Annotated in this window: 11 protein-coding genes and 2 tRNA genes; 11 read left to right on the top strand and 2 right to left on the bottom strand. The window is 41.3% G+C overall.

What is annotated here, in order from left to right:
- Positions 1-92 precede the first annotated feature (92 nt).
- Positions 93-875, bottom strand: coding sequence for an SGNH/GDSL hydrolase family protein (locus HY817_04090; GenBank protein MBI4836411.1), 783 nt, complete (start codon positions 873-875; stop codon positions 93-95).
- Positions 876-1,278: 403 nt separating this feature from the next.
- On the opposite strand from HY817_04090, the gene HY817_04085 reads away from it, so the two are divergent.
- The 11 genes from HY817_04085 (at position 1,279) to HY817_04035 (ending at position 11,008) form a co-directional block, all read left to right on the top strand.
- Positions 1,279-1,355 (top strand) — tRNA-Met (locus HY817_04085).
- 165 nt (positions 1,356-1,520) lie between these two features.
- Positions 1,521-1,596 (top strand) — tRNA-Thr (locus HY817_04080).
- A gap of 283 nt (positions 1,597-1,879) precedes the next feature.
- The gene (locus tag HY817_04075; protein ID MBI4836410.1) at positions 1,880-2,383 is read left to right on the top strand and encodes a hypothetical protein; all 504 of its coding nucleotides are present in this window, start codon (positions 1,880-1,882) and stop codon (positions 2,381-2,383) included.
- 150 nt (positions 2,384-2,533) lie between these two features.
- Positions 2,534-3,679 (top strand): hypothetical protein, encoded by a 1,146-nt coding sequence (locus tag HY817_04070; GenBank protein MBI4836409.1) that lies wholly within the window; start codon positions 2,534-2,536, stop codon positions 3,677-3,679.
- Positions 3,680-3,736: 57 nt separating this feature from the next.
- Positions 3,737-4,342 (top strand): hypothetical protein, encoded by a 606-nt coding sequence (locus HY817_04065; GenBank protein ID MBI4836408.1) that lies wholly within the window; start codon positions 3,737-3,739, stop codon positions 4,340-4,342.
- 180 nt (positions 4,343-4,522) lie between these two features.
- Positions 4,523-5,470 (top strand): hypothetical protein, encoded by a 948-nt coding sequence (locus tag HY817_04060; GenBank protein ID MBI4836407.1) that lies wholly within the window; start codon positions 4,523-4,525, stop codon positions 5,468-5,470.
- Between the two features lie 127 nt (positions 5,471-5,597).
- A complete protein-coding gene (locus HY817_04055) occupies positions 5,598-6,056 on the top strand; it encodes a hypothetical protein (protein ID MBI4836406.1) in 459 nt (152 codons plus the stop codon).
- Between the two features lie 151 nt (positions 6,057-6,207).
- The gene (locus HY817_04050) at positions 6,208-7,038 is read left to right on the top strand and encodes a C39 family peptidase (GenBank protein MBI4836405.1); all 831 of its coding nucleotides are present in this window, start codon (positions 6,208-6,210) and stop codon (positions 7,036-7,038) included.
- Positions 7,035-8,345: an oligosaccharide flippase family protein gene (locus HY817_04045; protein ID MBI4836404.1), complete on the top strand. Its 1,311-nt coding sequence runs from the start codon at positions 7,035-7,037 to the stop codon at positions 8,343-8,345. Before HY817_04050 ends, HY817_04045 begins: the two co-directional genes overlap by 4 nt.
- A 62-nt stretch (positions 8,346-8,407) precedes the next feature.
- Complete coding sequence (locus HY817_04040; GenBank protein ID MBI4836403.1) at positions 8,408-8,986, top strand: hypothetical protein; 579 nt, start codon at positions 8,408-8,410, stop codon at positions 8,984-8,986.
- A 138-nt stretch (positions 8,987-9,124) separates the two neighbouring features.
- On the top strand, positions 9,125-11,008 hold the full coding sequence (locus tag HY817_04035) for a DEAD/DEAH box helicase (GenBank protein MBI4836402.1): 1,884 nt from the start codon (positions 9,125-9,127) through the stop codon (positions 11,006-11,008).
- A gap of 163 nt (positions 11,009-11,171) precedes the next feature.
- On the opposite strand, the gene HY817_04030 is transcribed toward HY817_04035, so the two are convergent.
- Complete coding sequence (locus HY817_04030) at positions 11,172-13,280, bottom strand: right-handed parallel beta-helix repeat-containing protein (protein MBI4836401.1); 2,109 nt, start codon at positions 13,278-13,280, stop codon at positions 11,172-11,174.
- Positions 13,281-13,302: the final 22 nt, after the last annotated feature.

Below are 13,302 nucleotides of genomic sequence, written 5' to 3'. Positions count from 1 at the left end.
ATATTTAGAATATTACTGTTTGCAAACAACTTTGCCCTAACGCGTAATATTGATTTGTATTAGTACCGCTAATTCGTTTGCGCGTTTTACGTTTATAGATAATGCTTTAAGCTTTCAAACCAAAGCTGAGCCATGACTTCGTAGCCTTTACTATTCGGATGATTGCCATCATCAGCTAAGGTTGTAGGATTGGTAAAAATATCGCTGGCTGAGAAGTCTACCAAAAGGGCATTATATCGAGCCGCTTGTTCTCTCAATACACTATTAAATGCATCGGCTATTTGAGACATGCGGGTGAGACCATTAGTGGCGGTGCATATTTCCCTAGCGGCTGGTCTTTTTGATTGGTCATCGACTAGACCGAGCATCACCTTGATATTGGCAGCAGTCAACTTGGTTAAAATTTGCTCAATATTTTGCTCATAGTGTGCTACGGTTTCAGTAAGGGCGCCATTTTCATTCCAACAATTATTCCACATGTCATTACTACCGATCAATAGTAATACTAAATCAGGATGAGCAGCAATAGTTTGTGGTAGTTGTTTTTCTAAAACACCAGATGAATCTTCTCCGGAATGGCCAATATTCACTGCTTTGACATTAGGTCTATTAGGCTTTATCAAGGCTTCTAATCTCGTTGGATAGCCACCCAGCTCTTCATCATCCCGATCTCCTGCAGTTAAACTATCGCCCAGGGTATAAATGTTGAGCCGATCACTTGGCAAAGTAAAGGAGGTTTTTGTCAGAGGTATTGGCGGTGTGGTCGTTATGCTGGTATTAGTTGGTTGGGAATAAGAGGTGGTTTGTTGTGAAGATGTGGTGCATCCAGAAACTAGTACTATTGCTGCCAAAGTAATTACGAGTTTATTTCGCATACATACTTTTAAGAATATCAATCTTTTTATATGCCTAAAGTGATAAAAAGGGAATTGCTGTCTTAGCTGAGAAAGTCGGGAAATACTTAATAATTTAGTGCAGATGATGCTTGCGCACTACATCTGCATTAGATCTCTCCACGAGGTCGAGATGACTGGTAGGTGAGTTTGTTCAGAAGACAGTCTTGTCAGTTTTTAGTTCAATGAGGCAAAAACTGACAAGACTGTCCAAGCAACACTTTTTCTCCCGTTGTCATCCCGAGCGCAGTCGAAGGATCTAATGCAGATGTAGTTCTGAAAACATTATTCCCCCAAGAATATTTAAGTTCCTATCATTCAGCATTGCTCTCACCGCTTTTCTTGCCAACTAAGCACTTCTTACCTATAGTATTTCCGCTTTTATGGCAGGGTAGCTCAGTTGGTTAGAGCACGGGACTCATAAGCCCGGGGTCGACGGTTCAAATCCGTCTCCTGCTACCACACGATCGCTCCGGCGATCGTCTTATCCTTATCCTAATTCTTCGATATCACTGCAGTATAGTAATGGACTATATGGTAGGCGATCGAAGGATAAGTGTCAGGATAAGAAAGAGATAAGTAATTACCACCTTATCCTCATCCTCATTCTTCGCGCTTTGCGCGTCTGCCCTTGTAGCTCAGTTGGTAGAGCACGTCCATGGTAAGGACGGGGTCACCAGTTCAAGTCTGGTCAAGGGCTCCACGAACTTGCTTGCGAGTGAGTCTTATTTTTGATTCGTGATTTTTCATCCCTTCTCTTTGCCTAAGTATATTTACGCGAGTTCGAAAAATTAAAAAATAACGAATAAAAAATGAAAAAGTGGTGAAGGATCGAGTCTTATTCCTGGGAACTTTTTTTGTATGTAGTACTTTTCGCGAGCTCAAGGAATGAGGAGCGAGGAATTAGGAATTGATTGATTGAGCAAATAAGCGCTTCTCTTGTCTTGTATTATTTACTGTAGTACTTTTGTTACTTAATTATTTTTATGGATCGTTGGATCGCTACAGATCAAATGTATAGAGAACTGGAACAAGTACCTAAGGATGCCATAGCAACAATTGAAACTACGCCGGGAAAGGTAGTTTTGCTTGCTAAGTCAGGCTATGTTCATCCCAATGGACGAATGTTTTTGGCCGCCGGTGATGATGCTGGCGTTATTGATAAAGTTGTTTTGCCATCTGAGGATAATTGTGTTCGAGAACTTGAAGAGGGGGAAAGGTTCGGTTTGAACTTTGATTTTTCTATGTTATATGCGGTGATGCGGGGCAGAGAAATGGTTTGGGCCGGTACTGTGCTTACTCATATGCCCCAAGCAGATGTGAGACTAGCAACTGCAGATGCTCTCAGAGTTCTTTTAGTAAAGAGGCATGTGTGGACGGAGGATTTGGCAAGGGCGGTAATTCATGAGCGTGAAGCAATTGCTCGCGTATTTGCTGATTGGAAGTTTGATAATTTTGAACCTGCAATACCCCATATTCAGCAATCATGAATCGAACAATAGCAGCTTCTGATACTGACTCTATTAGGACATTTGAATTGTATTGTTTTTTGCTCTAGCGAGTAAATGATATTATATCATAGCGTATAAACATTGACTTCCCGCTTTTTTCCTGTAGGATATGCTGCCGACTAATTTTCTATGTCTATTGATCTTACAAGGGATATCACCACACCTGATTTTGAGGAGCGTGGTAGCATCAGTGCGTCTCAGGTATCACAACAAAATATTTATGGTCTTGGGGACCTCATGTTTGCTACAGAGCTCTGGCGAGCCGAAGGTGGCGCTACAGGCAGATTTGCTGTTCCGGGTACCTTGTCTGTTAACCGCGATATAATTTATCAGGTACTGCAAGGTGATGTTGGGGTGTTGGATGTTCCTGGTGCCGGGAAAAGAAGGTCAATTCGATATGTGGGAAAAGATGGTTATGATGCTGAAACAGTAGTAGTACATTTGCCTGGTTTTGCGCACACTAGTCGTTATGAAGATCCTCATCAACATATTCAATTATTGGCTGATTTGGCTGATCAATACAATGCGGCTTTTTTCACCATCAATCAAACTGGCAATGCAGTTGAGGGTGCTGACTTGGCTCAAGGAAGAGGACGGATTAGTCTGAAGCAGAGAAGGGTCGATAATCGTAAAGTGCTTTTGGCAGTTTTGAGAAAGCTGCGCCGTTTTGGTAGAAAACAAATAAAACTTGTTCTTTCTGGTCATTCTCTTGGTGCTCGTGAAGCGTTCAATTTAGCATATGATGTCATCAGTGATCCAAATTATCCCGTACAATTAAGTGGTCTTGTGCAATGGGCTCCTACTGGTATTGGCACCCATGAAGATTTGTGGACAAGTCGTTATATAATGGCTACTGCGCCTCATATCGTCCCGTCTGCGAAAAGTGTTCTTTCTGGTGCTCAAGGACTAGATTTTAGCCTCAATGCCATTAGTCATTTGTTTTATAGTGGCTATGGTGGTGTGGAGCTTGCCAAAATAGCGGCTACTGGGCTAAATATGGGAGCTGCTGAACAGTTTTTCGACATTACGCTGCGCTCAGGTAATGCTGATCAGGCAAGAAAAGTAGCTGAACACTTAGCTGAACGAAATCACTGTATTGCTGTGATTCGCTCTCGAGCTGATAATATTTTTCAGCGCCCCGATAGTGATCTCTTAGCATCTTTACCAAATGTCCAACAGGCATTTTTGGATGACATGCCACACAATGCTTTATTACCGGGAGCTAGGATGTCTACTATTGCTGAGTGTTGGCACGGAATTCTACGTATAGTGTAGGGCTTCTTTTACGCGAAGAATTTTTAGGCTACACTCGAGATGTCTAAGTTCTATTGAATGAAAAAAGTAGTATGGCCTTTATTAATTGGGATTATTTTAGCGGGTGGATTATATCTCGGACTTGCTTATTTGGATCGGGATCCTGATTGGATGTACGAAGCTCCGGTTACTGAAGATAATCATAAGTATCATGTGCATAGTGATTTTGCTGTTTATCTTGATGGCCAGAAGTTTAATTTTGGCCAAGAAAAATATATGACCAGTACGGATACATGTGCGGCTGGCTCTCAGTCTCATTCGTTACACATGCATGATCTGAACGGTAATGTTGCTCATGTGCATGCAGAAGTTCAGACATGGGCGGATTTTTTTCAGGCAATTAATTTTGCCCTTACTGATAATTCATTCACTACAGACGAGGGCAAAGTATACCAAAATGAAGGTAGTAAAAAATTGCGCTTTTTCGTCAATAAACAGGAGCTAGCATCTTTAAAAGACTATCAATTCAAAGATCTTGATCAAGTGCTCATTACCTATGGTAATAGTTCTGTTGCCGTGATTGAACAACAGCTTAATTCTATCACTAAACAAGCTTGTATCTTTTCTAAAGTCTGTCCAGTGCCTGAAGGTATGATACTTCCTCAGGAAAATTGCAGTGCATAACATATAACTTATATAGCGGATTGTTTAGCGATAGAGGTGGAAATTGATTTGTTGCAGTGGAAGATTATTTAGTTACAGAACAATTAAGTCATGCCTGGATTTTAACTAAACCTAGTATTGTATACATAGTGGTTCAACTTTCTGACGACGGCGAGATGGGGTTTTATTTATGCCTGAAATTTGGTCAAGGCTAGAACTTTAGTTGATAGATTAAATGATCCAGATCCAGTGAGTACTGGTGAAGATGAAGATAAGGCAGGAGAAGTTCAAGCTCGAGACTTTAGTAGAAAAGGGGTGAAGAGGGCGTTGGAAGATGCGATACTGGCTGATAAATCTGTAGAGCAAGTGGCTGACTTACATGTTGCTAATGTACTTTTGCGGGCTCTGACTGCTCTAGCTACGGCAAAATCACAATTAGCAAAATTAGCGGCGACTGATCGTCAGCAATTAATTAAGATACTGCGCAGTCGTAATCAAGAACCTCCTGAGGGTGTAGCTGCATTGCTAGAAGATCTTGAAGGTAATATAGGAGAATTTAGTGATGTGATAGATGCTGCTATTGCTCCCGATCCTTTACCAAAGATACAAGGTAAACCACCATTTCGTTTTTATATCCAAAGACAATGCCAGCTACCTGCATTTGATAATAATCAAGATAGATTTGCTATTGCTACATCATTAGCTTCTCACACCGATCAAGGGAAGATAGTAACGGTATCTGATTTGGCTAGGGCGTTGAGTTTGCCTATAACAACTGTCACAGGCCAGCTGGGTCGATTGCGTCTGGAGTTATTAACCCGAGGAATTGCTCTCGATACCCATGTAAAAAGAGAAAAAGATAGTCGAGGTTCTTGGGATAAGAAAGATGCATATCGTCTAAAATGGTATGGCCAATTGGGCACGGCTGGGAGTTTCTCAGAGGCTCATGATTTCCTTGCTACAATAAACGCAGGGGCCAAGGGTGGTTTTGCAATTCTAGCTAAAGCTAGAGCCCATGTTCTGACGCGAGCTCATCCTAATTTCGCCACTTTGAGTGCAAAAGAGCATCTGCGACCAGGTGAATCGCTAATCCAGATAGCCGGGGGACCTGTTCAGAAAGTGCCCAATGGTATTTTGGATGTTATTTGATTGATCGATGGAACGTGATAGTTTTGCCATTTTGGCACAAAAAGCTAATTTGTCTTTTCAGATTCATGCTAGGTAGCTATTTTCATGGTAGAGCAAAAGGTATGTTTGTTTTGTCTTAACAATTTCTATGCCATATTCTATGGACATGATGGACCCGATGATGGGTAACGCAATGGGAATGATGATGATGTATTCCATGATCATCGCACGCTTACTTGGTCCATTGTGTGTGGTTCTTGGTTTGGGTATCTTGCTCAATCAGAAATACTTCAAGGATATGGTGGATGAATTAGCCAAAGGAAAGCAGCAATTCTTATTATTTGGTGCGGGGATAGTGCATTTCCTCTTTGGTTTGATTTTGATTGGTACCCATAATGTTTGGATGTGGAACTGGGCAGTGATTATTACCATTATTGGTTGGGCCTCTTTGATTCGTGGTGTGGTACTCTTGCTATTGCCCAATGCTGCTATGAGTATTTTGGGGTATTTCCGTAAACAATCATGGTGGCTACCAGTAGCTGGAGTCATTGCTTTGGTTATAGGCGTAGTGCTGAGCTACTTTGGTTTTGGTATGAGAATGATGTAGAAGTAGTGCGAAGTTCGAAATGCGAAGTGATCAGTGAAGGTCACCCGATTGGCTTATTAAAATAATGCTATCGGGTGATTTTTAAATTAACTAGTACAGTTGTTTGCGTATTTGTGACTAAAGATTATAGTCTTTATGAATACTGATTTCTATGAAAAGAAAGATTTTTATTATTACCATTCTTTTATTATTGGTACTGGGCAGCGGCCTATATATCTGGCGTACAAAGAAACAATATTTCCCTGAGATGGTCCCAGTAGAGATAGATATATCTGCCTTTCAACTTCCCACTACTTCACCATCATCACTGCCAACTTCGCACTTCGAATTTCGCACTTTTTCTCCTTCTCCTCTTAGCTCTCAGCTCTCAGCTCCCTTCGATTCCACTCAGGGCAGGCTTAGCTCTCCTTCTTCCGTTCCAACTGAGCTGAATCTCAAAATGTCTTTCTATTCCCAAGCACCCTTTGGCAACTGGTCTTTACCTTGGCAAGAAGCTTGTGAAGAGGCGAGTGCTTTATTGGTGGCGAATATGTATCAAAAGAAAAATTGGAATATTGATGAATTTAATCAGCAAATACTGCGGATAGTGGAATGGGAAAAGGGACATTTCGGTGCTTATGAGCATACCAGTGTTGCTCAAACTGTAGAGATGCTTGATCAATATCTAGGGTTAAAAAGTGTGGTGCATGAAAATCCGACATTTGAAGACATAAAGAAAGTATTAGCTAAAGGTCATTTTGTCATTATGCCTTTGGCTGGTAGAAAATTGGGTAACCCTTTTTATACTAATGGTGGTCCTGTGTATCATATGCTGGTAGTGAAGGGCTACAAAGATGGCAAGATTATTACTCATGATGTTGGTACCAGAAGAGGAGCAAATTACGTCTTTACTTGGGAGATTATTGATAATGCTTTACATGATTATGCCGAGCCAATCGAACAAGGTGATGCCCGTATTATTGAAGTATTACCACCCCAATGAATATTGGTACTAGTAGTGTCGTTTCCCTTGAAAAGAAAATCGCTTTTTCTACCCTGGTACAGTATGGTGGGAAAATTGTGCAATTGGTTTTAGGAATTATTAATCTAAGGCTGATTGCCCGGTTTCTGAGCATGCATGAATATGGAGTATATGCAGCAATTACTGAATACGCTTTATTCTTTTCGGTGGCTGCCAACTTAGGTTTATTTGCTTATCTGGTACGTAGGATTTCTGATCAGCCCAAAGACGGGCAAGTGTTTTTCAATGCTTTGATCCTCAGAGTAGTAACTGCTTTGGTGTTTTTTGTCATTGCTATTGTTTCCGCTCTTTTTGTCCAAAATGAACCATTGTTTTTGATTGGCACTGTGCTTTTTCTCAGTGCCTTATTGGCTGACTTCGTGACTACTATCTGTGATGCTTTCTTGCAAGCGAACTATTTAATGGGGCGAGCTACTTTTGCCTTATTACTTGGTAAAATAGTTTATTCAGGTGCTTTACTTTTTCTTTTAACGAATCAGCCGGTTATCGAAACGGCTTCAGTGCTAATGGTCTTAGGAGTTACCATCCTTTCTTCTCTGGTTACCATGTGGCTTAGTCTTTTTTATGTGCGGCAAAAGATTAAGTGGCAATGGCAAATAGTATGGGCTGAATTATGGACTATTCTCAAAGTGAGTTTACCTTTTGGGATTATCAATATTGTGAATGCCCTTTATTTCCGTTTTTTGCCCGATTATTTTGCTTATATTTTATTAGACAAGGCAAGTTTCTCAGCTTTTAGTATTGCTTTCAAAATTGCTCAAGTTGCTAGTCTCTTTTCTACTTTTTTAATGTTTTCTGTGCTGCCTGGTTTTAGAAAATATATAGATGATCAGCACTGGCAAAAAGCAAGAAAGTTGTATCGTGATATTACGAGAATCTTATCTGGCTTAGCTCTGTTCGTGTTTATTTTTGGTTCCCTTGGTGCAACCACGCTGATCAGTTTCTTAGCTGATAAAAAATACATTATCGAGCAATATTGGTTTATGTTTCCGGCTATGCTTCTTTTGGCTGCTATTTCTTATGGCTATGATTTGGTTTTGATTACTCTTTTTGCCTTAGGGCAAGAACGATGGTTTTTGAAACGAGAATTGATTGCTTTGGCGATTGCGCTTGTGATCCTTTTATTGGCAACTCAGCTCACTGACAATATCTGGCAATTAGGAGCCATTATAGTAGCAGCTATTAGCGCAGAAACTGTGATTGTAGTGCTTGGCTACCAGAAGGCTCATAGATTGTTACATGACAAGGAGCTGAATCACTCTTTTTGAAAATAGACGTTTGACATTCCTTTTTCTTGTTGTAATAATGCTCCTTCTTTAAAATTATAGTTATGTCTAGAATAAGAAAAACACCAGAATTATTAGTGAAGAGTCCTGAGGGTAATGTTGATCTTGCTGCGTCGGTTAGAAAGCTGATTGAAAAAATTCTAATGGCCACACAAAACTTGTCACCGGATGCTGTTTATCAGGTGAGAACTTCATTCTATTCTGGCATATTGAATATTGCTGGTACGGAAACTAGACCTGATGGTGATCAGGGGGCAGTGTTTAGACAATTAAGTCCTCTTGTTGGTCACCTTGCTCAGGAATTAAGGTGCCACTTTCCTACTGAAGAATATATTAGCAATCCATTGGATATGCCGTTTATGGGTATGATTAATGATAGTACAAGTTGGACATTTTCTTGTGAGGCTGATACGCGAGGGGCGGAATTTGTGACGGGTAGTATGTTTCAGTCCGTACCGCCGAATTTAGTAAATGGGTCAGTTAATGCAGACTTGTGGTCAGAAATAGAGGGTCGGAGAGTAGAAAAAACAACTGTTTGTAACAGTCTCAATGATTGTAGGGGGACTAGGGAGTCAGTCGTTTCTGTAACTTTGCATTTTGTACCTGAATCTGAGCAAAAATAGCACCTTAATACTTGGTTGGTTTGGTGTTGTTGTTTGACCAAAGCCAGAAATACCTGTACTGTTCCATGGTAATGCTCACAATATTGGCTCAGTTAGGCTATAATCATTGAGGGGATTATTTTACTCTCAACCTTTTATATGTCATCTGTTAGTTCACCAAATGAGTTTAGCACTTTACCTCTTTCTGAAGCTCTTCAGAATAACTTAAAGCGTTTACAATTTACCCTTGCTACGCCGATTCAGCATGCTTGTATTCCTGCCGGTCTGGAAGGAAAAGATATCATCGGTATTGCCCAAACTGGTACTGGTAAGACTTTGGCTTTTGGTTTGCCTATTTTACAACGGTTACACGGTGGCAATGATCGAGCGCTGATTGTGGTTCCTACTCGAGAATTAGCTTTGCAGGTAGAAGAATCTTTAAAAAAGGTTGCTTCTGGACTCAATCTCAATTTTGCTGTCTTGATCGGTGGTGCTTCTATGGGGGGACAAAAAAGCGATTTACGTAGGAATCCTCAGATTCTTATTGCTACCCCAGGCCGTTTAATTGATCATCTGAAGCAAAGAACAGTACAGTTGTCGCAAGTTGCTACTCTTGTTTTGGATGAGGCGGATCGGATGTTTGATATGGGATTTGCTCCTCAAGTGGAGCAAATCTTACATGCCTTGCCTGATGATCGTCAGACCATGCTTTTTTCAGCTACTATGCCAGATGGTATTGCCCAAATGGTGAAGAAGCATATGCGTTTACCTGTGCGAATTGAGATTGCTCGTCAGGGATCAGTAGCAGATAAGCTGGAACAAGAATTGTTTGTGGTCCGAGGTGGTGCTAAGCCACAATTATTAGAAAAGTTACTTACTGATTATGAAGGTACAGTATTGGTATTCACTCGTACCAAGCATGCAGCAAAGCGTATTTCTACTTTGGTAAGAAGTATGGGCCATTCTTCAGCTGAATTACATTCCAATCGTTCTCTTGGCCAGCGTAAGCAAGCTTTGCAAGGCTTCAAAACAGGCCGTTATCGTGTCCTCATTGCTACTGATATTGCTGCTCGAGGTATTGATGTTAGTGATATTGAACTGGTAATCAATTATGATTTACCAGAAAATCCTGAGGATTATGTTCATCGTATTGGTCGTACTGGTCGTGCAGGTAAATCAGGTAAGGCAGTTTCTTTCGCTACTCCTGATCAAATGTTTTTGCTCAAGCGTATCGAACGACTCACACGGGCACGATTACCGCAGTCTCCTTTACCGACAGAATTACCGCCATCTCGTCAGCCACCCAAAGATTCGGCTGAACGTGGTGATGATTTTCGTCCTAGTAGAGAGCGCGGTGGTCGAAGACCATTCGGTGACCGTGGGGGCAGAAGGAGCTCTTTTGGTGATCGTAATCGTGATGCGGTTCCATTTAATAATGAATGGAAACCAGCGAGCTTAACTACTGGAGATGATAAAGTGATGCCTAGAAATGTTGAAGGTGATGCCTCAAGAGGTGAGAGACCTTTTAGACCAAGAAGAAACTCTTTTTCACAGAATAAATTTGGTAATTCTTCTGATCGTGAATTTAAACCAAGACGATCGGGTTTCTCTGCTGATCGTGGTAATGAATCTGACCGAGGCGAAGGTGGTTTCCGTCCTAGACGTAGTGGTGGCTTCGGCCAACGTAGTAGAGGTGAGTCAACAGGATCACGAAGTAATTATTTTTCAGCACGTTCTCCGAGTAGTGAGCGTAGTGAAGGTGGCTATACGCCACGACCACGTTCCGACCGTCCTTATTCTGCTCAAGGTGGAGAAGGTCGAGGTGCTGGTCAATCTGGTGGGTTCCGTCAAAATCGCTCCCATGCTAATGGTACAGCTAGATTTTCAAGAGGTTCCGACGCTAGGTCCGGCGAAAGAAAGTCATTTGGTTTCGCTCCCAAGCGTGATGGTGCCAAAAGAGATGGATTCCATAGCCGCACTGCTCCAAGAAGAGGAATAGGACGGGGGCAAAGTCAGAGGGCAGAAGGCAGAAGTCAGAAGTAAATTAGCTCAGAGTGATATTTTAGAGATAGTGATAAATGTCCTTGCTTCTTGCTGAGTATTCTTTCTTGTGCCTTGCTCTATCATTTCTGCCCTCTGACTTCTGACTTAGAAAAAAAGCCTTGGTCTTCCAACTCAAGGCTTTTTTTCTAATGACTTTGATCAATTATAGTGGATATACTGTAATGTTATCTGTTTCATCTGATTCTGCAATAGTATTGTTGGGATCAAATTTAGCGATTAAATATGGAGTGGCTCGATAGTCCATTGCTCCTCTGTAGCTAAAGCGAATAGCAATACCATCGCCAGCTCTAATTCTTTTCATATTTACTGTTTTGATTAGAGTATCACTGGGATCAAGAGTTTCGTCAGCTGATAAATAGACACCGATTGCACTCGCTGAACTTCTCACTTCGCCTGCATTAAATGGATGAAGGCTGCTTCTCAGCGTACAAGTTTGTACTCCGCGACGTGATATACGACAGATCTTATCTACGTTGTTCCAATAGCCTTCAATATCAGCAAGATTCGTTGGTACTGGAGTTGGCGTTACTGTAGGCGTAGGTGTAATTGTGGGTGTCGGCGATGAAGTTGGAGTGGCTGATGGTGTTGGTGTACTGGTTGGTGTAGGGCTGATAGTAGGAGTTGGACTGCTTGTTGGTGTCGGTGTTTCTGTAGGTGTTGGACTGGCCGTGACAGTAGGTGATGGTGTACTGGTAGGTGTCACGGTGATACTAGTGCCAGTAGCAGCCCCAGCTACATTGCTTGTTCGGGTATTATTATAATAATCCTTGCTAACAATGTTGCTTAATGTACCAGTAGGTGCTCCGTTTGGTGATTCCCAAGTAAATGAAGGTACAGAAAAGCCCGGTAGAGACAAAATATTACTAGTGCTTGGCAAAGAAAAGTCTAAGGTACCAGCATTAGTAAACTGTGGTTGAACCACATTGATAGTATTATCTCGTAAAATTTGGGCTTCATTACAAGTAGGATTGCTGTTTTGACAACCAGTGCTTTCGCCTAAACCTAAAGACTTATCTGCAGAACCATTCCAGATAATATTGCCTTTAATTTGGAGATTGGTGTCTGTATATACAGTACTAGGAGCACTTGTTGAGCTTGAATTAGTACGAGGTCCATAAATAGTAAAGTGTTGCCATTGGCTTTCGAAGCCAGCTGGGTTGTACACGATATTATTGTAAATATAGACATTTTTATCACCAATAGAGGCTTCGCCACTGGTTACTGCCCAACCACCAGCATCTATAGTAGCCTGACAACCCTCAGTGTTACCATCACAAGAATGGCTGCCAAATTCTAGTTCAATTACATGACTTCTAGAACCAACTCGATATAAAGTATTGTAACCGTAAAAAATATTATAACCACCAGCGGTGCCTAGACCCGCACCCTCAGTGTCATGAATAATATTATTGTATGCTTTCACATCATAGGCTTCATATTGTACCCAAGGAGCAACCATAAATTCGCTACCGGTACCTTGTCCCGCTGTGAAACCACCGGTGCCGCAATTAAATATTTCATTGCCCTCAATGAGCCAATAAGCTGAACCACCTTTGACATAGGCACACCAATCATTGGCATCATGAATTCTATTACCAATCATATGGCCATATTGTACACCAACCATATCAATAGCATTGTCATGAGCTCCTGAGATATCGCTGTCTTCAATATAAATGTGCTGTGATTGATTTGCCTTGAAAGTTTCTTGAGCAGCTCGATTATTGCTGCGTAGGGTCATATTACGTAGCAATACGTGGTCGCCTTTCTCAAAGTGCACCACATCAAATTGTGAAGTTAGTTTTAGTCCAATCAAATAGAAATACTTTACATTGAAGATATTGAAGTTTCCGTTGATCTGAACATCGCCTTCGCCTTCAATAATTACTGGGGCAGTATAAGTGCCGAAAATATTTTCTGGATAATTAGGCATAGTTTCAGCTCCATATGAACCAGCTAATACATGAATATGATAGCCCGTAGTGAGAGTTTGATTGCGAGGGATAATAGCTAAAGCCTGAGCAATACCTGGAAATGGCTTTTCAATGCTGCCATTGGCATCAGCACTTCCCCCTGGTCTCACCCAGATATCAGTAACTGTTGGATTGCCAATGTCATAGCGAGTAGCACTGCCAGAGGCATCAGCCACTGAAGTGCCGCTATTGTTTAGTAATGTCAGTGGAGTGACAGCCAAAAGACCAAAAAGTAAAGTTGCTAAAAATGAAGTTAGTTTCGCGTGAGTACGTTGCATATAGTGAGTAAATAATAGAAGA

The sequence above is a fragment of the Candidatus Abawacabacteria bacterium genome (assembly GCA_016207805.1).
In the GTDB taxonomy this organism is placed as follows: Bacteria; Patescibacteriota; Gracilibacteria; order RBG-16-42-10; family RBG-16-42-10; genus JACQZO01.
The sequence above is the reverse complement of the archived record's forward strand: the minus strand, read 5'-3'. Positions and strand labels throughout refer to the sequence as shown.